At 72.5% G+C, this 21,066-nt stretch carries 17 protein-coding genes and 1 pseudogene; 11 read left to right on the plus strand and 7 right to left on the minus strand.

Annotation, left to right across the window (positions count from 1 at the left end; all coding sequences use genetic code 11):
• Positions 1–6: 6 nt before the first annotated feature.
• Both ABEB28_RS38245 and ABEB28_RS38250 read right to left on the minus strand, forming a co-directional pair.
• Positions 7–1,155 carry an outer membrane protein assembly factor BamB family protein gene (locus ABEB28_RS38245; RefSeq protein ID WP_345733195.1) on the minus strand — a complete coding sequence of 383 codons (1,149 nt, stop codon included), beginning with the start codon at positions 1,153–1,155 and terminating at the stop codon, positions 7–9.
• A 43-nt stretch (positions 1,156–1,198) separates the two neighbouring features.
• Positions 1,199–2,224, minus strand: a complete 1,026-nt coding sequence (locus ABEB28_RS38250; RefSeq protein ID WP_345733196.1) for a YihY/virulence factor BrkB family protein — start codon at positions 2,222–2,224, stop codon at positions 1,199–1,201.
• 159 nt (positions 2,225–2,383) lie between these two features.
• On the opposite strand from ABEB28_RS38250, the gene ABEB28_RS38255 reads away from it, so the two are divergent.
• Together ABEB28_RS38255 and ABEB28_RS38260 are read left to right on the plus strand one after the other, a co-directional pair.
• Complete coding sequence (locus ABEB28_RS38255) at positions 2,384–3,358, plus strand: ABC transporter ATP-binding protein (RefSeq protein WP_345733212.1); 975 nt, start codon at positions 2,384–2,386, stop codon at positions 3,356–3,358.
• A gap of 65 nt (positions 3,359–3,423) precedes the next feature.
• Positions 3,424–4,149 carry an ABC transporter permease gene (locus tag ABEB28_RS38260; RefSeq protein WP_345733213.1) on the plus strand — a complete coding sequence of 242 codons (726 nt, stop codon included), beginning with the start codon at positions 3,424–3,426 and terminating at the stop codon, positions 4,147–4,149.
• Between the two features lie 2 nt (positions 4,150–4,151).
• Here ABEB28_RS38260 and ABEB28_RS38265 read toward each other — a convergent pair whose 3' ends face one another.
• Positions 4,152–5,729, minus strand: coding sequence for an aminotransferase-like domain-containing protein (locus ABEB28_RS38265; protein ID WP_345733197.1), 1,578 nt, complete (start codon positions 5,727–5,729; stop codon positions 4,152–4,154).
• Between the two features lie 109 nt (positions 5,730–5,838).
• Here ABEB28_RS38265 and ABEB28_RS38270 point away from each other — a divergent pair, with 109 nt between their 5' ends.
• The 9 genes from ABEB28_RS38270 (at position 5,839) to ABEB28_RS38310 (ending at position 14,480) form a co-directional block, all read left to right on the plus strand.
• The gene (locus tag ABEB28_RS38270) at positions 5,839–6,852 is read left to right on the plus strand and encodes an aldo/keto reductase (RefSeq protein ID WP_345733198.1); all 1,014 of its coding nucleotides are present in this window, start codon (positions 5,839–5,841) and stop codon (positions 6,850–6,852) included.
• 63 nt (positions 6,853–6,915) lie between these two features.
• Positions 6,916–7,125: a DUF3072 domain-containing protein gene (locus ABEB28_RS38275; protein WP_345733199.1), complete on the plus strand. Its 210-nt coding sequence runs from the start codon at positions 6,916–6,918 to the stop codon at positions 7,123–7,125.
• A gap of 86 nt (positions 7,126–7,211) precedes the next feature.
• Positions 7,212–8,009 carry an ABC transporter ATP-binding protein gene (locus tag ABEB28_RS38280; RefSeq protein WP_345733200.1) on the plus strand — a complete coding sequence of 266 codons (798 nt, stop codon included), beginning with the start codon at positions 7,212–7,214 and terminating at the stop codon, positions 8,007–8,009.
• Positions 8,006–9,295, plus strand: a complete 1,290-nt coding sequence (locus ABEB28_RS38285) for an FtsX-like permease family protein (protein WP_345733201.1) — start codon at positions 8,006–8,008, stop codon at positions 9,293–9,295. Before ABEB28_RS38280 ends, ABEB28_RS38285 begins: the two co-directional genes overlap by 4 nt.
• On the plus strand, positions 9,292–10,515 hold the full coding sequence (locus tag ABEB28_RS38290; RefSeq protein ID WP_345733202.1) for a sensor histidine kinase: 1,224 nt from the start codon (positions 9,292–9,294) through the stop codon (positions 10,513–10,515). Before ABEB28_RS38285 ends, ABEB28_RS38290 begins: the two co-directional genes overlap by 4 nt.
• Positions 10,516–10,518: 3 nt before the next feature.
• Entirely contained in the window at positions 10,519–11,172 is a 654-nt protein-coding gene (locus ABEB28_RS38295) for a response regulator transcription factor (protein ID WP_345733203.1), read from the plus strand.
• Between the two features lie 151 nt (positions 11,173–11,323).
• Positions 11,324–11,671: a molybdopterin oxidoreductase gene (locus ABEB28_RS38300; protein ID WP_345733204.1), complete on the plus strand. Its 348-nt coding sequence runs from the start codon at positions 11,324–11,326 to the stop codon at positions 11,669–11,671.
• Positions 11,671–14,172 (plus strand): nitrite reductase large subunit NirB, encoded by a 2,502-nt coding sequence (gene nirB / locus ABEB28_RS38305; RefSeq protein ID WP_345733205.1) that lies wholly within the window; start codon positions 11,671–11,673, stop codon positions 14,170–14,172. The genes ABEB28_RS38300 and nirB overlap by 1 nt, the downstream gene beginning before the upstream one ends.
• Positions 14,169–14,480: a Rieske (2Fe-2S) protein gene (locus ABEB28_RS38310; protein WP_345733206.1), complete on the plus strand. Its 312-nt coding sequence runs from the start codon at positions 14,169–14,171 to the stop codon at positions 14,478–14,480. The genes nirB and ABEB28_RS38310 overlap by 4 nt, the downstream gene beginning before the upstream one ends.
• Positions 14,481–14,485: 5 nt before the next feature.
• Here ABEB28_RS38310 and ABEB28_RS38315 read toward each other — a convergent pair whose 3' ends face one another.
• The 4 genes and pseudogenes from ABEB28_RS38315 to ABEB28_RS38330 all read right to left on the minus strand — a co-directional run bounded on the left by ABEB28_RS38315 (position 14,486) and on the right by ABEB28_RS38330 (position 20,857).
• A complete protein-coding gene (locus ABEB28_RS38315) occupies positions 14,486–14,857 on the minus strand; it encodes a hypothetical protein (RefSeq protein ID WP_345733207.1) in 372 nt (123 codons plus the stop codon).
• 17 nt (positions 14,858–14,874) lie between these two features.
• Positions 14,875–18,329: pseudogene (cydD, locus tag ABEB28_RS38320) on the minus strand (thiol reductant ABC exporter subunit CydD).
• Positions 18,326–19,339, minus strand: coding sequence for a cytochrome d ubiquinol oxidase subunit II (gene cydB, locus ABEB28_RS38325; protein WP_345733208.1), 1,014 nt, complete (start codon positions 19,337–19,339; stop codon positions 18,326–18,328). The pseudogene cydD and the gene cydB overlap by 4 nt, the downstream one beginning before the upstream one ends.
• Positions 19,340–19,351: 12 nt before the next feature.
• Positions 19,352–20,857 carry a cytochrome ubiquinol oxidase subunit I gene (locus ABEB28_RS38330; RefSeq protein WP_345733209.1) on the minus strand — a complete coding sequence of 502 codons (1,506 nt, stop codon included), beginning with the start codon at positions 20,855–20,857 and terminating at the stop codon, positions 19,352–19,354.
• Positions 20,858–21,066: the final 209 nt, after the last annotated feature.

Genomic DNA, 21,066 nt, shown 5'->3' on the forward strand with positions numbered 1-21,066 from the left:
CGGTCGTCAGCTGACCGGGTGGAGCAGGACCTCAGAGGTATCGAGGTCGACCGTGACCGCGGAGTGCTGATTGGTGAGCAGCGGTTCGATCGCGGGCAGGTCCACGATCCGGCCGGTTCTTCCGTCGAGGGCGACCGGCCGATCGTCGAGCGTGCCGTACATCGTCCCGTTCCAGGCCCTGTCGATCAACGGGGTGTGTACCCCTTCGCGCCGCCACCGCTCCCGGAAGCTCGTGACGTCGTAGCCGATGACGAACGCGTGCTCCGGAGAGATCTCGTGGTAAGGGCCGCAGACGATCGTGTCCCGCTGGTCGAAGACACACTGGTCCAGCCGGTCGTCGAAGTCTTTCGGCTGGGCCGAGTCGCCGGTGGCGGCGCGGATGAACCGCACGAAGTAGTCCTCGTCGTACGAGTCGCCATCAACGTGGAGCACACCGTTGCCCAGCGACTCGATGTGGAAGCCGTGGCCGTGCGGCCCGTCCTCCCACAGCCGGTCGCCGTTGCTGGTCCGCATGCCGACGAGCTTCCTCCGGTCTTCCCAACCCTCGACCTCCGCGACGACGACCGGTCCGTCGACGTACACCGCTTCGACTCCGTGCCTCACCCAGCGCAGGCGGTGGGTCCGGGTATCCACCGCGTAGGCCACGCTCCCATCGACTCCGCTCAGCCGGAATACAACGGTGTCGTCGCCCACGCCGACCAGCGTGGTGGCCTTCCCCACGGCGCCGGACGGTACGTCGATCCGCGCGGACCACCTCCGTGCACCGCTGGCGGGATCGAGAGCCAGCACGTGCACCGTGTCGCGACGTAACTCGCTCGGCAGTGAAACGAACGCCGCCAGGTACACGGTCGGGGCGGCGTCCGGAGGGCCGAGGATCAGGTTGGCGAGACTCACCAGCCGCGCCTCACCGAAAGCGGTGATCGGAACGGTCCATCGGCGGTCGCCCGTGACCGCGTCGACGCCGAACACACCGGGCTCGTCGACGTAGGCGAACGTCCGACCGATCAGCACGCCGGGATTCTGGAAATCGTCAACCACCGCGACCGGGACCGCACGGCCGAATCGAGGGGGATGGACGGCGTCCGACGGCAGCAGGAGCATGCCGGCCACCGCGAGACAGGTCAGAACCGCGGCACTGCGCAGACGACCGAACATCCACTTCCTCTCGCTCAGGCGGGGGCGGGGTGCTCACAGCGGCCTACGCCCCGGCGGGCTCTTCCGCCGGGGCGTCGTCTTTCTCGGAACCTTCCTCGGAGTCGTCCTCGTCCTTCATCGGACGCCAGCGATCGGGCTCGGCCGGCTCCGGCTGACCGACCCGCAGCGCCTCCAGCTGCGCGGCGAACGCCAACCCCAGGAACAACGCGATCGACGTCAGGTTCGCCCAGAGCAGCAACGCCATCACCGCGGTGAGCGGCCCATAGGTGTCCGGGAACGCCCCGCTGCCCTGGACGTAGAGCGCCAGCCCCAGCGTCGCGGCCAGCCAGAGCACGGTCGACACCCCGGCTCCGAACACCAGCCACGAGACTCCCGGCTGCCGCCGCCGTGGTGCCTGCTCGAACAGCAACGCGATCGAGACGACGGTGAGCACCAACCCGATCGGCCAGCGGACGACGTCCCAGCTGGTCTCGATCCACGTCGGCCAGCCGTACTCGGACACCACCGCGTCGCCGAACGGCTCGCCGGCCACCAGCACCAGGAATCCGCCGAATGCCGGCAGCCCGGCCACGAACGACAGCACGACCGCGCGGACGTACTTCTTCAGCGCCGGCCGGTCCCGCTCCACGCCGTACATCCGGTTCGCGCCGCGCTCGACCTGGGCCATCGCGGTCGCCAGCGCGACCATTCCGGTGAACAGACCGCTGACCAGCGCCAGCTCGCCGACATCCTCGGCCTCCTCGCCGCCGTGCAGGGTCTGCTCCACCAGCGCGTCGCTGCTGCGCGGGGTCAGCTCCAGCACCGTGTCGGCGACGATCTTGCCGCCCTCCTCCGCCCCCAGGTCGGCGGCGAGACCGGTGAGCGCGATGAGGAACGGCACCGCGGCGAGACAGAGCTGCAGCGCCAGTGCCCGCGAGTGGCTGAACCCGTCGCCGTACCGGAACCGGACGAACGCGTCCCGCAACAGGTGCCACCGGCCGTACTGACGCAGGGTCGCCCAGGCGTCGTCGGCCGACAGCTCGTCGTCGCCCATCAGCCTGGTTTCCGGAACCCGGTTGGTGCTGCTCACCCCTCTATCGTCCCGGAGTGGTCCAGGCGTGTCGTCAGCCGACCCACCAATCGGCCTCCCGTACCAGGTGTGATGCGGATGGCGTCGGCTCGGCGCACCGGTTGCGGCGAAGGGCGCCTACACTCTGTCGACGTGACCTCCTCCGCCCACGCGCGCACGCTGGCCGCGCCGGAGAGGGGCGGCGAACCCCTCCCGCAGCCCGGTCCGGCCGTTGAGGTCACCAAACTGGTCAAGCGCTACGGCCCGAAGGTGGCCGTCGACGAGCTGAGTTTCACGGTCCCGCGCGGTGCGGTCTTCGCGGTGCTCGGCCCGAACGGAGCCGGCAAGACCAGCACGATCGAGACGTGCGAGGGGTTCCGTCGGGCGGACGGCGGAACGGTGCGAGTACTCGGCCTCGACCCGGTGCGGGACTCCGCGACCCTGCGTCCCCGAGTGGGCGTGATGCTCCAGGCCGGTGGCGGGGCCTACCCCGGCGCGCGCACCGCCGAGATGCTGCGGCTCACCGCGACCTACAGCCGGAATCCGCTCGACGTCGACCTGCTCCTGGACCTGCTCGGCCTCACCGACGTCGCCCGGACGGCGGTACGTCGGCTCTCCGGTGGCCAGCAGCAACGGCTTTCGCTGGCGATGGCCGTCGTCGGGCGTCCGGAGCTGGTGTTCTTGGACGAGCCCACGGCAGGGCTGGACCCGCAGGCGCGCCACGCGGTCTGGCGGATCGTCGAGGCGCTCCGCGCCGACGGCGTGACGGTCGTCCTCACCACCCACCACATGGACGAGGCCGAGCGGCTCGCCGACGAGGTGCTGATCGTCGACGCCGGCAAGGCGGTCGCGCAGGGCACACCGGCCGCGCTGACCCGCGGCGAACAGCCGACCCTGCGGTTCCGCGCCGACGCCGATCTGGACGCCGAGGCGCTGCTCGGGCTCACCGCGACGCTCCCCGCGGGATGCGTCGCCGCGAGCGCCGGAGACGGTGGCTACCAGGTGACCGGGCCGCCCACGGAGATCGGCCCGAAGCTGCTCGCCGCGGTGACCGCCTGGTGCGCGGACCGATCGGTGATGCCGAGCGACCTGCAGGTCGGGCGTCGCACGCTGGAGGACGTCTTCCTCGACCTGACCGGGCGGGAGCTGCGGTGACCACCACGGAGGCACTCCCGCGCGGGCTGTTCGCACCGGATCCCGGTCCGGCGCCCTGGCACCGGATGCTGCTCGCCCAGACGCGGATCGAGCTGAAGCTCACGCTGCGCCACGGCGAGCAGCTGCTGCTCAACCTGGTCATCCCGGTGCTGCTGACGGTGGCGCTGGTGACCCAGCCGTTCCTCGACCTGGAGACGACGTCCGGCCTGAGCAAGGTCGACTTCCTGGTGCCCGGCATCCTGGCGCTGGCGGTGATGTCGGCCGCGTTCACCGGGCTGGCGATCGCCACCGGATTCGAGCGGCGGTACGGCGTCCTCAAGCGTTTGGGCGCCACCCCGCTGCCCCGGTGGGGCCTGATCGGCGGCAAGACCCTGGCCGTCGCGGCGCTGGAGGTCATCCAGATCGCGGTGATCAGCGGAGTGGGCGTCGCGCTGGGGTGGCGTCCGCACGGCAACCCGCTCTCGGTCGTCTTGCTCGTGGCGTGCGGCACCGCCGCGTTCGCCGGGCTGGGCCTGTTGATGGCGGGCACCCTGCGCGCCGAGGCGACGCTCGCGGCGGCGAACCTGGTGTGGTTCGTGCTGCTGTTCGCCGGCGGCATCGTCTTTCCGCTCACCTCGCTGCCCGACGGCGTCGCGGGGGTGCTGGAGTACCTGCCGAGCGCGGCGCTCGCCGACGGGCTGCGTGCGGTGCTCGGCGAGGGCGGCGCCCCGCCGCTGCAGGCCGTCCTGACGCTTCTCGCCTGGGCAGTGGTGTCGCTCGGCGCAGCGGCGAAGTGGTTCCGCTGGGAGTGAGCTCAACGCCGCAGGCTGTCGACGGCCGCGGCGAGCCGGACCACCCCGGCGTCGATTCGCTCCGGTGTCTGCACAGCGAAGTTCAGGCGGACGTACCCGGCGCCGTCCGAGGGACGGAGGAAGAACCGGGACCCCGGCGCCACGTCCACACCGCGGTCCCGGGCCGCGCGCAGCAGCGCGTCCGACCGGACACCGGCCGGCAGCGCGATCCAGCCGAACAGTCCACCGGCCGGAGGCACGAACCCGGCGTCCGGCAGGTGCTCGGCGAGCGCGGCCCGGAGAGCGTCCCGCCGCTCGCGGTAGAGCCGCCCGGCGCGGCGGAGGTTGATCTGGTAGCGGCCCACCGTGACGAACCGGTCCAGTGCCCGCTGCAGCAGGAGGGAGGTCCCGAGGTCGGTGACCTGCTTGGCCTCCACCAGGCGTCGGCGCACCGGGCCGTCGACCACCAGGTAGCCGACGCGCAGCCCCGGCATCAGTAGCTTCGAGAACGTGCCCGCGTAGAGGACGTGACCACCGTCGTCCAGTGACTTGATCGCGGGCGTCGCGCGCCCGGAGTACCGCAGGTCACCGGCGAAGTCGTCCTCGAAGATCGGCACGCCGTGCGTACGGGCGAGCTCCAGCAGAACGCGCCGCCGGGCCCCGGTGAGCGTCACGCCGGTCGGGTTCTGGAAGTTCGGCACCACGTAGAGCAGGCGCGGCCGGTGCCGCGCCAGCAACTCGCCCAAGACGTCGACCCGCATTCCGTGCGCGTCCACCGGGACGCCGACCAGCTGCGCGCTCACCGCCCGCAGCAGCCGCAGCGCGAGGTCGTAGGTGGGCTCCTCCACCAAGACCGTGTCGCCGGGGCGCACCAGCAGCTGGCAGACGAGCGCCAGCGCCTGCTGGGAACCGGAGGTGATCAGCACCGACTCGGGCGGAACGCCGATCCCCTGGCTGGCCAGCAGCTGGGTGACCGTGCGTCGCAGCGACCCGTCCCCGGCCGGATCGGGACCGTAGCTCAGCGCCGACGCGCCCTCCCGCGCCAGCACCTGCCGGATCGTCCGCCCGAACTCGGCGACCGGGTAAGCGGTCGGGTCGCCGACCCCGGTGAACGCGATGACATCCGGCCCACGAGCCCCGCCCGTGCCCGGCATCCCGACCCAGCGCTCGGCCGCCGACCCGGCCGCAGGCTCGGCCGACGACCCGTCCGGCGGATCGGCGAACGGCTCCGGATCAGCCGACGGATCGGCGGGCGCCGAGGCGGCGGTCTGCCACGCCGGCCACTCCGGCTCCCGCTCCCGCCGGGCAGGCGACGCCCCGGCCGCCGCGGTCGTCGGTCCCGAGCGCCCCGCCGTGGTGGGGAGAACCGGCGCGACCCGGGTCCCGCTACCGACGGCGGCGACGACCAGCCCGGCGCTCTCCAGCTCCGCGTAGGCCGTCCCCACCGTCACCCGGCTGACGCCGAGGTCGGCGGCGAGCGCCCGGCTGGACGGCAGTCGGCTACCGGTCGGCAGGGCGCCGGTCGTGATCGCGTCGACGAACCAGCTCTCCAGCTGCCGGTAGAGCGGAACCAGACTGTTCGGATCGAGCGGAATGCGCACACCCGAAGCCTAAGTGGTCCTATCGAGATGGCGCAGAAGTGGCCGTGGTGACCTAGCCACTGGAGTCCTAGCGTCGATCGCAACACACGAACGACGAGAGGAGACCGGCATGGCGCCGGCAGAACCGCGGACGCTCGGGCACTCGGGCATCGAGGTGTCCGCCCTCGGCATGGGCTGCTGGGCGATCGGAGGGACCTGGACGTTCCTGGGATCGCCCGGCGGCTGGAGCGCGGTCGACGACGAGGAGTCCGTGCGGGCCCTGCGCCGCGCCCACGAGCTCGGCGTCACGTTCTTCGACACCGCCGCGAACTACGGCGCCGGGCACAGCGAGCGGATCCTCGGCCGCGCGTTCGCCGACCGCCGCGACCAGGTCGTCCTCGCGACCAAGTTCGGTTACCGCGTCGACGAGGCCAACCGCGCCGTCTCCGAGTACGGCGAACCGGCCTCCGACGCCGACCTGGCGGCCCGCATCCGGCACGAGCTCACCGCGAGCCTGCGGCGGCTGGACACCGACTACGTCGACGTCTACCAGCTCCACGTCGGCGACCTGCCGGCCGAGCAGGCGCTCCGGATGGTCGACGTGCTGGCCGATCTGGTCCGCGAGGGCCTCGTCCGCACCTGGGGGTGGAGCACCGACGACGCCGCATCGATCCGCGCGGTCGCCCACGCGCCGGGCTTCTCGGTGGTCCAGCACGGCCTGAGCGTGCTGGGCTACGAGGACCCCGCCGTCCTCGCGCTCTGCGACGAGTTCGACCTCGCCAGCATCAACCGCAGCCCGCTCGCGATGGGTGCGCTGACCGGCAAGTTCACCCCCTCCACCACGTTCGCCGACGACGACCAGCGCAGCCGGGCCGGCTGGCACCCGGCGTTCGCGGCCGGTCGGCCGACGTCGGACTGGCTGGCCCGACTGGACGCCGTCCGCGAGGTGCTGACCAGCGACGGGCGCACGCTCGCGCAGGGGGCACTGGCCTGGATCTGGGCTCGCAGCCCACGCACGGTGCCGATCCCCGGGTTCAAGACCGTGGCGCAGGTCGAGGAGAACGCCGGCGCCCTCGCGGCGGGGCCGTTGACGCCCGCACAGCTGGCCGAGATCGCGGGCATCCTCGACGGCACCCGGGTGTGACGGGTGAGCATGCGGGTATGACCCTTGCCGTACATACGTGCGACGAGAAGCAGGGGGTATCCCGTGGCGCAGCAACCCGACACCGACGTGCAGCAGCGCAGCCTGGAGAAGGATCCGGCCGACTGGGTGACCGGCGACGAGCCGGCCACCGGAGCACAGGACTCCTACCTGCACACGCTCGCCCGCCAGGCCGGCGAAGAGGTTCCTGACGAACTGACGAAGGCTGAGGCGTCCCAGAAGATCGACGAACTGCGCGAGGAACTGGGTCGATAACCGCCGCCCGGGGTGCGGTTGTCCGCACCCCGGCCGGGCGGCTCACCCGGATGTGCGACGGCGTCGCGATCGCGAGTCTGAGTCGCATGAACACAGTCGAAATCGAGCACGTCACCCGGCGGTACGGCACGGTCACCGCCCTCGACGACGTCTCCGTGAGCATCGCGGCCGGCTCCTTCGTCGCGGTGATGGGTGCCACCGGCTCCGGCAAGAGCACGCTGCTGCAGTGCGCGGCCGGACTGGACCGCCCCACCTCGGGCCGGGTGCGGCTCGCCGGGCAGGAGATCAGCCGCATGCGCGAGCGGCGGCTCACCCGCCTGCGCCGCGACCAGGTCGGGTTCGTCTTCCAGTCGTACAACCTGCTCTCCGAGCTCACCGTCCGGCAGAACGTGCTGCTGCCGGTCCGCCTCGGGGCCCGCCGCCGCATGCCGGTCGACGACGCCCTGGACGCGGTCGGCCTCGGCGGGCTGGGCAAGCGCAAGGTCGGCACGCTCTCCGGCGGGCAGCGTCAGCGGGTCGCGCTGGCCCGCGCGCTGGTCACCGGGCCCGCCGTGGTCTTCGCGGACGAACCGACCGGGGCGCTGGATCCGACCACCGGCGGGCAGGTCCTCCGGCTCCTCCGGGAGGCCTGTGACCGGGACGGCCTCACGGTCGTCATGGTGACCCACGATCCGGTCGCCGCGGCCTGGAGCGACCGCTTGGTGCTGCTGCACGCCGGAAACGTCGTCGCGGACTCCGCGACCCCCGACGCCGACACGATCGCTGCCCGCCTCCGCGCCGCCTACGCGGGAGCCGGAGCCGGGCCCGGAGTCGGAGTCTTGGCGACGACGCGCAGCGTCACCGGCGTCAGGGCTGAGAAGCGAACCGGGATCGGTGCGCCGTGAGGGCCGGGCTGATCCGGCAGGCGTTGCGCAAGCACCCCTGGTCGTTCGTCGGACCGGCGATCACCCAGTGCCTGGCCGCCGCGCTGGTCGCGGGTGCTCTCGGAGCGTCGTCGTCGCTGCCGCCCGGGTCCGATCTCGCGGCGTTCGCCGGCATCCTGGTCGGGCTCGCGATCTACCTCTGCGGCATCATCGTCGGCGTGACGATGAGCTCCACCATCGCCAGGCAGGCGCGGGACCTGGCGCTGGTCCGAGCGGTCGGAGCAACGCCAGGGCAGGTGCGGCGCGCCGCCGCAGGCCAGGCCGCCGTCGTAGCAATACCGGCGACGCTGATCGGTGTCCCGCTCGGGGCGCTGGGCGGCGGCGTGTGGGTGCAGAGCCTGGTCACGCACGACGTCGTCCCACCCAGCGTCACGTTCGAGGCCCACCCGGCCGCGCTGCCGATCGCGCTCGCGGTCACGCTGGGCACCTCGGTGGTCGGCGCGCTGGTCTCCGCCGTCCGCCCCTCCCGGGTGCGGCCCGCCGTCGCGCTCGCCGACACCGCGGCACCGGTCCGGCAGCTGGGTCCGGTCCGCGTCCTGCTCGGCGTCCTCTTCGTCGCAGGCGGCGTCGTGGGCTCGATCGCCGTCTCCGGGCTGGACCCGGCGACCGCCGAGGAGGCCACGCTCTTCGTCCTGCTGGCGATGTGCGTCGGCGCCGGCCTGCTCGCACCGGCGCTGCTGCGGGTCACCGCACCGCTGGGCCGCCTGGGCGGCCGGATCGGCACGCTCGCCGCCGACAACCTCGTCGCGCGGGCGAAGTCGTACTCCGGCGCGCTGGTCCCGCTGGTGCTGGCCGCGGCGTTCGCGACGATCAAGGTCACCGTGCAGACGACGGCCGAGCACGTCACCGGGGCGCCGGCCCCCGCCGAGGATCTGTGGCTGGAGTACACCGGCACCGCCGTCTACACGGTGTTCGCGGCGGTGGCCGCGCTGACGACGCTGATCACGCTCGTCCTCGGACGCCGTCGGGAGCTCGCGTTGCTGCGGCTGGCCGGAGCCACCCGAGCCAGTGCGCTGGGCGTCGTGGTCTGCGAGGCTCTGATCGTGACCGTCACCGGCCTGCTGTTCGCGGTGGGCGCTGCGGCGGCGACGCTGCTGCCGATGCTGCCCGCAGCCCCGTACGTGCCGCCGGGCGTGGTCGCGAGCGGGCTGCTCGGCGTCACGCTGGTGGTCGGGCTGGGGATGGCCCTTCCCGCGCTCGGCGTGATGCGCCGCCCGGCGATCGCCGCGCTCGGGGACGGCCCGTGATCCGACGCCTCCTCCTGGCGCCGGTCGAGCGGAGGACGTGGCGGGAGGTCCGCTACGTCCTCGTCGGCCTGTGCTTCGCGCTGCCGGTCTTCCCGCTGGCCGTGGTGGGGGTGGTCGGCGCCGTCTACTCGCTGATGACGATCGGCCTCCCGTTCCTGGTCGTCGCCCTGCTGCTGCTCCGGCGCACGGTGGTCTGGTTCCGGCCACCGGCGCGGTGGTTCCTCGACCTGGACTGGCCGTCGCCGCCGCCCCGGCCGACCTCCGGGGGCGCCCTCCGGTTCGTGGAGTCGGTGCTGCGGGACGGCACGGCGTGGCGGGCCCTCGCCTACGCGGTCGTGAAGCTCCCGCTGATGTTCGCCGCGACGTATCTCGGCGTGGGTGCGGCGCTCCTCGGCGTCCTCGCGGTCACCTACCCGGCCTGGTGGTTCCTGGTCCCGCTGGACCGGACGTGGGGTGGCACCTGGCTGTTCGTGCTGGAAGGCGTCGGTATTCTGCTCGTCTTCCCGTGGGTGCTCCGGCTCCTGGTCGGGCTCGACCGGATCTTGATCCGCGCGCTGCTGGCGCCGACCCCGGATCGGCTCCGGATCGCCGCGCTGGAGGCCAGCCAGGCCGCCCTGCGCGCCGACGCCGCGGCGATCCTGCGCCGGGTCGAACGCAACCTGCACGACGGCACCCAGGCGCGGCTGGTCACGCTCGGCGTGACGCTCTCCCGGATCGAGGCCCGCGCCGACGACACGGTTCGGCCGCTCGTCGAGGACGCCCAGGAGTCGGTCGTCGACGCGCTCACCGAGCTGCGCGACATCGTCCGGGGGCTGCATCCGCCTGCGCTCGACGACGGGCTCCCGGTGGCGATCGAGACGCTGGCCGGCCGGGGCGCCGTGCCGGTCGACGTCCACGTCGACCTGGCCGGGCGGCCGCCGGACGTGATCGCCTCCGCGCTCTACTTCACGGTCGCGGAGCTGTTGACGAACGTGTCCAAGCACGCCGGGGCGACCCGCGCCCGGGTCGACCTCCGCGCGGAGAACGGGTCGCTGCGGCTGGTCGTGACCGACGACGGCCGCGGCGGCGCCCGCCTCGCCACGTCCGTGGACGGGACGGAGCCCGGCACCGGGCTCGCCGGTCTGCGCCGCCGCGCGGCCGCACTCGACGGAGAGTTCTCGATCGACAGCCCGGTCGGCGGGCCCACCACCGTCACCATGACGCTTCCGCAGGAGGTCTGAGTAGTGCGCGTCGTCATCGCCGAGGACAACGTGCTGCTGCGGGACGGGGTCCGGCTGCTCCTGGCCGACCACGACATCGCGGTGGTCGCCGCCGTCGACAACGCCGACGAACTACTCGCCGCGGTCGCCACGCACCGGCCGGACGCCGCGATCGTCGACGTCCGGATGCCGCCGACGCACACGGACGAAGGCCTCCGGGCCGCGATCAGGATCCGGTCCGAGTACCCGGAGACCGCCGTCCTGGTGTTCTCCCAGTGGGTCGAGACCGAGTACGCCCGGCAGCTGCTCGCCGAGCACCCCACCGGCGTCGGCTACCTGCTGAAGGATCGCATCGTCCGGACCCGCGACTTCCTGGACGCGCTCCGCCGGGTGACCGAGGGCGGCACCGCGCTCGATCCGGAGGTCGTCCGCCAGCTGATGGCCGTGCGGCCACGCGACGAAGGGCTCGCCCGGCTCTCCGCCCGCGAACGCGAGATCCTCGACCTGCTCGCCGAGGGCCGGTCGAACATCGCGATCGCCGAGCGGCTCCACCTGGCCGCGCGGAGCGTCGAGAAGCACGTCACCGCGATCTTCACCAAGCTCGACCTGCCGCAGGCCCGCACCGACCACCGCCGGGTCCTCGCGGTCCTGCGCTACCTCCACGCCCGGAGCGAGTGACCCCCGGGAGCCCGTGGATAACCGCGGTGCGGTTCTGTCCTGATCGGTTTACGCCCGGACAACCAGGCGGAAATATGCGTCGCCGACCCTCAAGGGGTGCCGGCGCCGCGCGTTGCTGCGGCGTCCCCCTCGGGCTCGCAGGAGGAACCGCATGCAGACGACGCCCCGATTCCTGCAAGGGGTCTACCCGTTCGTCGGGGAAGGCCTGGAGAAGCCGATCCTGCTCGCACCGAGCCTCTCCTACGTGGTGCCACTCGGGAGCACCGCGCAGCCGCTCTACTTCCGCGGCGGCAACAGCACCGACGAGCTGGTCTGCGTGGTGCTGATGCGCGACGGGACGCCGATGCGCTACTTCCCGATCGGCGCGAAGGGCACGACGCACGTCGCGCTGCGAGTGGTCGAGGACCTGCTCGCCGACACCCGGATCGAAGTGTTCGTCGCGGCAGCCGAAGGGCTGGCCGGCACGCTCGTCGTCGACCTCGGTCTGGTGGAGATCTGATGACCGCCCCCGCACCGGTTCGGACCAAGCGCCTGGTGGTCGTCGGCAACGGGATGGCCGGTGCCCGCGCGGTCGAGGAGATCCTCGCGCGCGGCGGCGGCGACCACCTCTCGATCACGATGTTCGGCGACGAGCCGCACGGCAACTACAACCGCATCCTGCTCTCCCACGTGCTGGCCGGTGAGGAGCCGGACGACATCCTGCTCAACCCCGTCGATTGGTACGTCGAGAACGCGATCACGCTGCACGCGGGGGCCCGGATCGTCCGGATCGACCGGTGGGCGAAGCGCGTCTACGCCGACAACGGCGAGATCGTCCCGTACGACACGCTCGTCCTGGCCACCGGCAGCCGGACGTTCTTCCCACCGATGGACGGACTCTGGGCCGACAACCACCGGCTGACGCCGGGTGTCTTCGGCTTCCGCACGCTCGCCGACACCCACTCGATGGTCGAGTACGCGCAGCGGCACGAGCGCGCGGTCGTGATCGGCGGCGGCCTGCTCGGCCTGGAGGCCGCAGCCGGGCTCCAGCAGCACGGATTGTCGGTGCACGTGGTGCAGGGTGGCCCGTCGTTGATGAACCAGCAGCTGGACGAGGAAGCCGGCCGCATCCTCCGGAAGACGATCGAGCGGCGCGGGATCACCGTCCACACCGGGGCGCGCACGGTGGCGATCCGCCGGAACTCCGCGGGCGCCACCAGCGGTGTCGAGTTCGCGGACGGTACCGGTATCGATGCGGACATGGTCGTGGTCACCGCCGGGATCCGGCCGAACACCGGGCTTGCGCAGGTCTCCGGCCTCACCGTCGAGCGGGCGATCGTCGTCGACGACCAGCTGCGCTCGATCGACGACGACGACATCTACGCGGTCGGTGAGTGCGTCCAGCACCGCGGTGAGGTGTACGGGCTGGTGGCACCGCTCTGGGAGCAGGCGGCGGTGCTGGCCGACGTGCTGACCGGTCGGAACCCGCGGGCGGCGTACCACGGCTCGCGGACCGCGACGAAGCTGAAAGTGGCCGGGGTGGACCTGGCCTCGATGGGGCTGCGGCGCCCGGAGCGGGACGACGACGAGTACGTCCAGTTCTCCGAGCCGAAGCGCGGCGTCTACAAGACCGTGGTGGTGCGGGACGGACGGCTGGTCGGCGCGACGCTGCTGGGCGACGTCGGCAAGGTGGCGTTCCTGACGCAGGCGTTCGACCGCGGGCTGCCGCTGCCCGAGGACCGGGTTTCCCTCCTCTTCGATCTCGGCACACCGTCCTCCGAAGTCGGGGTGGCCGAGCTCGCCGAGGACGCTCAGGTCTGCAACTGCAACGGGGTGAGCAAGGGCGCGCTGGTCGCGTGCGTGCGCGAGGGCACGAAGACGGTGACCGGGGTCATGGCGGCGACCCGGGCCGGGAAGGGCTGCGGGTCCTGCAAGGGGCTGGTCGCGGAGATCGTCGAGTGGGCAGCGGACGGGGACGTCGAGGAGGACCCGGCCGCCAACTGGTACGTGCCCTGCATCCCGATGGAGAAGCCGGAGCTGATGGCGGCGATCCGCACGCAAGGGCTGAAGTCGGTGTCCGCGGTCTTCGCGGCGCTGGCGATGGACGGTCAGGAGGACGCGAACAGCAAGATGCCGCTGACGTCGCTGCTGCGGATGATGTGGGCGGACGAGTTCGTTGACGAGCGGCACGGCCGGTTCATCAACGACCGGGTGCACGCCAACATCCAGCGCGACGGCACGTTCTCCGTCGTCCCCCAGATGAAGGGCGGGGTGACCAACCCGCACCAGCTGCGCCGCATCGCGGACGTGGCCGAGAAGTACTCGATACCGCTGGTCAAGCTGACCGGAGGGCAGCGCATCGACCTGCTCGGGATCCGCAAGGAGGACCTGCCGAAGGTCTGGGCCGACCTGGACATGCCGTCCGGGTACGCGTACGGCAAGAGCTTCCGCACTGTGAAGACCTGTGTCGGCTCGGACTTCTGCCGCTACGGCGTCGGCGACTCCACGGCGCTCGGGATCGCCATCGAGGACCGGTTCAAGGGCCTGGAGAGCCCGGCGAAGATGAAGCTCGCGGTGACCGGCTGTCCGCGGAACTGCGCGGAGGCCTACTGCAAGGACTTCGGGGTGGTCGCGGTCGAGGGCGGCCGGTGGGAGATCTACATCGGCGGTGCGGCCGGTGCGCAGATCCGGAAGGGTGACCTGCTCGCCACCGTGGACTCCGCGGACCGGGTGGTGGAGCTGGTCGGGCGGTGCATCCAGTACTACCGGGAGACCGCGAAGTGGCTTGAGCGGACGTACACGTGGGTGCCGCGGCTCGAAATCTCCCGGATTCGCGCGGTGGTGGTGGACGACGCCGAAGGGCTGGCCGCGGGGTTGGACGAGCGGCTGGCCGAGTCGGTAGCCGCCTACCGTGACCCGTGGCAGGAGGGGCGTGACCCCGCGACGCCGGGCCAGTTCCGGCCGTCGTTGCCGCTGATCCCGCTGCCCCAGGTGCCGGTACGGCCGGGAGCGGGCTCGTGAGCGCGCCGACGCGGCAGGTCCTGGGGACCGTGGACGAGATCCCGCTCGGTGAGGGGCGGGTGTACACGGTCGGTGAGGAGCAGGTCGCGGTGTTCCGGCTGACCGACGGCTCGGTGCGAGCGCTCGGCGCGGTCTGCCCGCACGCCGGCGGACCGCTCGCCGATGGCCTGATCGACGGATCGGTCGTCGTGTGTCCGCTTCACAACAACACGTTCGAGCTGACGACGGGGTGCTCTCCGACGGGGCAGCCCTCGGTGCCGTCCTACCCGGTGCACGTCGATGCGGACGGTCAGCTGGTCCTCGGCTGAGGTCGTCAGCGACGTCGGCGGCGGCCGACCCACCGGAGCCAGAGGTCGGCGACGGGGACGTTGAAGACGCAGCCGAAGCTGTTCTTCGAGCCGATCGAGAACACCGACCGCACGGACCCGACCGAGCCCAGCGACGCGATGCTGCCCGACGACCCGATCGACGCGATGCTCCCGGACGACCCGATGCTCGCGATCGATCCGGCGCTCCCGATCGACAGGATGCTGCCGGTCGACCCCACCGACGCGATCGAGGAGCGGGACTTGACCGAGAGGATCGAGCGGTGGGATCGCACGGAACCGATCGACTCCCGATCGGAGCCGAGGGCCTCAGTTTCTCCGCCCCCGTTGACGACGCGGAGCCTGCGTTCTCCGGACACGATCCTCAGTCTCCCACTCATTCGGGCACTCCGGCCGCCCCGGCCGTGCTCAACCAGGCGTCGGTGCGTCGTTCACGGTCCCACCAGTTCCGGTACGGACCGTCAACGGACAGCAGGGCCTCGTGCGTTCCGCGCTGGACCACACGTCCGGCGTCCAGCACCAGCACTTCGTCGACCCGCTCGCAGCCGGCCAACCGGTGCGTGATCAGCACGGTCGCCCGGCCCTCGGTGGCGGTGAGCAGGTCGTGGGTCAGCGCGTCCGCGGTGGCCGGGTCGAGGTTCGCGGTGGGCTCGTCCAGGACGACGACCGGGAATCCGGCCAGCACCACCCGGGCGAGCGCGAGCCGCTGACGCTGTCCTCCGGAGACCTGCGCGCCCCGCTCCCCCACCGGCGTGTCGAGGCGCGTGGGCAGCGACCGCACCCAGCCGTCGAGCCGCGCCGCCGCCAGCGCCGCCCAGAGCTCGTCCTCGTCCGCGTCCGGGCGGGCCAGGCGCAGGTTGTCGCGGATCGACGCGTCGAACAGATGGGCGTCCTGCGCGCACCAGCCGATCAGCCTGCGGACCGCGTCCGGGTCGAGATCCTGCACCGGGACGTCGTCCAGGGTGAACGTTCCGGCGGAGGGGTCGAGGAAGCGCACCAGCACCGCCGCGAGCGTGCTCTTCCCGGCGCCGGACGCGCCGACCACCGCGACCCGGCTTCCCGGGCCCAGCCGCAGGTCGACACCGGTCAGGGCCGACGACCCAGCGCCCGGCCAGCGGGCCCCGACCCCGGCGAGGACCAGGGGAAACGCCGAGGCGGGCGTCCCGGTGCCCGGCAGCACCGGTGGCTCGCCGACGAACACCTCGTCCAGCCGCGCCGCCGACTCCCGGACCCGCACCAGCGACTGCGCCGCCGTCGGCAGCACCGCGACCGCCTCGAACGCCGCCAGCGGCAACAGCACGACGACGGCCAGCAGGACGGGGTCGAGCCGGCCGGCGTCGACGGCGGCCGCCCCCGCCGCGAGGGCGGCGAGCACCGCACCGCCGGCGAACATCGCGGGCAGCGCGGCGCCGAGCAGCGCGGACACCGCCGACCGGGCCGCCGCACGCGCGAGCCGCCGGTCCACCGCGTCGATCGTGAGCAGCCGCAACTGCGCCGCGCCATGGGCGATCAGCTCCGGGGCGCCCTGCAGGAGCTCGACGGTCGCGGTGGTCAGCGCGGCCCGATCGGCGACCGTGATGCGCTCGGCGTTGGCGACGACGCGCAGCGTCAGCCAGGGGGCCACGACGCCCGCGACGAACAGCGCGGCGGCGAGCGCAACGCCGGCCACCGGGAGCAGCAGCCCGGCACCGAGCGCGGAGAGCGCACCGACCACGGCCGCGGTCGCGATCGGCAATCGGACCCGTAGGTACCGGTCTTGGATCTGGTCGACGTCGGACACGAAGCGGGCGAGCAGATCGCCGCGCCGGAACGCCGGCAGGCCGGCCGGGCCGAGCCGCTCCAGCTGGGCGTAGACCCGGGAGCGGAGCGACGCCAGGACGCGGAACGTGGCGTCGTGGCCCACCAGCCGTTCGGCGTACCGCAGGACGCCCCGCCCCAGCCCGAACGCGCGCACCGCGGTCACCGCGACCGCCAGCTCCAGCACCGGCGGCTGCATCGACGCGCGGCTGATCAGCCACCCTGAGGTCGCCAGCAGCGCGACGCCGCACCCGAGCGCACCGGCGCCGAGCCCGCCGGCCGCGATCATCCGGCTATCGGCCAATCCGAACGCCTCCCATCCGCACGACGTGGTCGGCGATCGCGAGCAGCGCCGGGCGGTGCGCGACCAGTACCGCGGTGCGGCCGTCGACCAGCCGACGCAGCGCGGCGAGTACCCGCTGCTCGCTGTCGCCGTCCAGGTTCGCGGTCGGCTCGTCCAACAGGACGATCGGCGCGTCCCGCAGGAACGCCCGAGCCAGCCCGACCCGCTGCCGCTCGCCCGCGGACAGCCCCGCGCCGTCCTCGCCCAGGACCGTGTCCAGACCGTCCGGACGCCCGGCCACGACGTCGCCGAGGTCGGCGTCGGCGGCGGCGCGGGCGACCTCGGCGTCCGAGGCGTCGGGGNCCCAGGACCGTGTCCAGACCGTCCGGACGCCCGGCCACGACGTCGCCGAGGTCGGCGTCGGCGGCGGCGCGGGCGACCTCGGCGTCCGAGGCGTCGGGGCGGCCCAGCCGGATGTTCTCCGCGATCGTGCCCGCGATCAGCGTCGGCCGCTGCGGCACCCAGGCGACGTGGCTCCGCCAGGCCGCCGGGTCGAGATCGGCCAGGTCGACGCCGCCGATCCGGACGCGGCCGACGTCCGGCCGTACGAACCCGAGCACGGCGGCCAGCACCGTGGACTTGCCTGCGCCGCTCGGCCCGGTGAGCGCGGTGACGGTCCCCGGCCGGACGACGAGCGACACGCCCTCCAACGCGGGACGGTCCCGCCCGGGGTAGCGGACCGTGACGTCGTCCAGCGTCAGCGCCCCCACCGGGACGTCGGTGCGGGCGCCGTCGACCGGCAGCGGGGCCTCCAGGGCCGCGAAGACCCGCTGCGCCGCCTCCAGGCCCTCGGTGCTCGCGTGGAACTGCGCACCGACCTGCCGCAGCGGCAGGTAGACCTCCGGCGCCAGGATCAGCACCAGCAGCCCGGTCTCCAGCGTCAACTCGCCCTCGACCAGCCGCAGCCCGATCGACACCGCGACCAGCGCCACCGAGATCGTGGCGAGCAGCTCCAGCACGAGCGAGGAGAGGAACGCCGCGCGCAGCACGCCGAGCGTGGTGCGGCGGTACTCGTCGGTGATCCGCCGCACGGTCGCGACCTGGGTCTTGGCGCGGCCGAACACCATCAGCGTCGGCAGACCGGCCACGACGTCCAGGAAGTGCCCGGACAGCCGGGACAGCGCCGCGAACTGGCGTCGCGTCCGGCCCTGGGTGTACCAGCCGACCAGAGCCATGAAGAGCGGGATCAGCGGCACGGTGACGACCAGGACGACCGCGGTGAGCGGATCGGCGGCCAGCAGCCGGGCACCGAGCAGGACCGGAACCACCACCGCGAGGACCAACTGCGGCAGGTACCGGGCGAAGTACCCGGTCAGCGCGTCGACGCCGCGGGTGACGAGGGTGGCGAGGTCACCCGAGCCGGTCCGCTCCAGCCAGGTCGGGCCGAGCGCCACCGCCCGGGCGAGCACGGCCCGCCGCAACGCGGAGATCACCGCGGCGCTCGTCCGGTGCGCGACGGCGTCCTGCAGCCAGGCGACCATCGCGCGGCCGAGCGTGACCAGCGCGAGCCCGAGCAGCTCGGCACGCACGTCCCGGTCGCCGCCGGCGACCACACCGGCGAGGGCACCGGCCAGGTAGGTCGCCTGCGCGATGAGCAACACCGCGGACGCCGTCCCGAGCAGCACGCTCGCGACCAGGAACCAGCGCGTCGCGCCGGCGTACCGCAGCAGCCGGGGGTCGAGTGGTCTCATTGCGCGACGCGGGTCAGTGCTGCCCCGGCGGCGGGCGGAATGTCGCGGACGCCGATGCGCTTGCGGAACACCCAGTAGGTCCAGCCCTGGTAGAGCAGGACGAGCGGGGTGAACGCCAGCGCCGCCCAGGACATGATCGACAGCGTGTACGGCGTCGCGGCGGCGTTCGTCGTGGTGAGGCTGTTGGCGTCGGCCAGGCTGGACGGCGCCACGGCCGGGAACAGCAGGACGAACAGCGTCGCGGTGGCGAGCACGATCGCCGCTCCGGTGCCGAGAAACGCCCAACCCTCCCGTCCGCGGGCGTTCGCGACGCCCGCCGCGACCAAGGCGACGATCGCCGCGGCGCTGATCGCCCAGGATTCCTGCCCCGCGGCGGCCAGCGTGACCGCGGTGACGGGCACGGCCGCGAGCAGGATGCGGCCGGCCAACGCCCGGGCTCGTACCCGCACCTCGCCGGTGGTCTTGAGCGCCAGGAACACCGCGCCGTGCAGCAGGAACAGCGTCAGCGTGGTGAGGCCGCCGAGCAGGCCGGCCACCGTGAACAGGTCGGCGAGCGAACCGACGAACTCCTTGTCCGCGCCGATCGGGAGGCCGGCGAGCAGGTTGCCGAAGACGAAGCCCCAGGCGAACGCCGGTACGACCGAGCCGAACACGATGCAGCGGTCCCAACGGCGCTGCCACGTCGGGTCCACGCGCTTGCCGCGGTACTCGAACGCCAGCGCCCGCACGATCAGCGCGACGAGGATCAGCAGCATCGGGAGGTAGAACGCGCTGAGCAGGGTGGCGTACCACTCCGGGAACGCGGCGAACGTGGCGCCGACGGCGGCCACGACCCAGACCTCGTTGCCGTCCCAGACCGGGCCGATCGTGTTGATCAGCACGCGCCGCTCGGTGTCGTTCCGGCCGAGCACGGGCAGGAGCGCGCCGACCCCGAAGTCGAACCCTTCCAGGAAGAAGTAGCCGGTCCAGAGGAAGGCGAGAACGACGAACCAGACGGTGGTGAGTTCCATGGCTGCCTCCACTCAGTACGCGAACGCGAGTTGGCGCTCGGCGCTCTCGTCGGCGTTCTCCCCGGCGTCCGGGCGGTGGCCGTCGTCGCCGTCGTCGGGGCCGTCGTCGTCGGGATCCCGGGCCGGGGCAGGCGCTTCCGGGCCTGCCTTCGCGTAGGTGCGCAGCAACCGGAACTCGATGACGCCCAGCACCGCGTAGAGCAGCGTGAACACCGTCAACGAAAGGGACACGGTGCTCGCCGGGACGCTCGGCGAGACGCCGTCGGCGGTGCGCAACATGCCGTAGACCACCCAAGGCTGCCGGCCCATCTCGGTGAAGATCCAGCCGAACGAGTTGCCGAGGATCGGCAGCGGGATCGCCCATACCGCGGCCCGCCAGACCCACCGCGGCACGGTCTCCCCGTCCGATGGGCGGAGTCGCCGCGGCCACAGTTTTCGGATCCAGCGGCCGGGTGGGCCGGTGAGCGCGAGAAGCCCGGCGGCCACCACGGCCGCGAGCAGGCCGAAGCCGATCATCAGCCGGAACGACCAGTACGTCACGGGGACGATCGGCCGGTAGTCGCCCTCGCCGTACTGCGCCCGTTCCTCCCGTTGGACGTCGTTGATGCCCTCGACCTCGCCGTCCCAGGTGCCGGTCGCCATGAACGAGAGCAAGCGCGGTACCCGGATGCTGAGAATCTCGTCCCCACCGTCCAGCGACCCGACCGTGAAGATCGAGAACGAGGCCGGCGCCACCGTGTCGTAGAGCGCCTCGGCCGCCGCCATCTTCATCGGCTGCTGCTCGGTCATGATCCGCGCCTGCATGTCCCCGCTGAGGACGACGCCCACCGCGGCGACCAACATCACCCAGGACGCGAGCTTGAACGACGGCCGCATGACCTCGACGTGCCTGCGGCGGCTCAGGTGCCACGCGGACACCCCGATCATCAGCGCGGCACCGGTCATGAAGCAGGCGAACAGCACGTGCGGGAACGCGGAGAGCAGCGTCGAGTTCGTGAGCACCGCGACGAAGTCGGTGAGCTCCGCACGGCCGCTCTCCGGATTGATCCGGTACCCGACCGGGTGCTGCATCCAGGAGTTCGCGGCCAGGATGAAGTACGCGGAGAGCATGGTTCCGACCGCGACGATCCACATGCACGCGGCGTGGACCCACCGCGGGAGCCGGTCCCACCCGAAGATCCAGAGCCCGAGGAACGTCGATTCGAGGAAGAACGCGAGCAGCGCCTCGATCGCCAGCGGGGCGCCGAACACGTCGCCCACGTACCGCGAGTAGTCGCTCCAAGCCATTCCGAACTGGAACTCCTGCACCAGTCCGGTGGCGACGCCGATCGCGAAGTTGATCAGGAAGAGCTTGCCCCAGAACTTGGCGGCGCGCTTGTAGTGCTCCTTGCCGGTCCGGACGTAGGCGGTCTCCAGTGTCGCGGTCAGCGCCGAGAGGCCGATCGTCAACGGGACGAAGATGTAGTGGTAGACGGTCGTGATGCCGAACTGCCACCGCGCGAGGTCGAGCTGGTCCATGCCGCTCCCCGTCCGCCCAGTCGTCTACTCCGTGTAGACGCTCTCAGAACGACTACACCACGTAGACGACTAGCCCCGCCACGTCCTGTCAGGTGGTGTTCGGCACAGAACGACGCCGATCGACGCCAAATCGGCCTCCACGAAGGCCGTGGACCCCGATTCGACGTAAATCCGCGTGGGAGGGAGACGCGGGGCGGCAGGCGCGGCGG

Source organism: Cryptosporangium minutisporangium (genome assembly GCF_039536245.1).
Taxonomy (GTDB): Bacteria; Actinomycetota; Actinomycetes; order Mycobacteriales; family Cryptosporangiaceae; genus Cryptosporangium; species Cryptosporangium minutisporangium.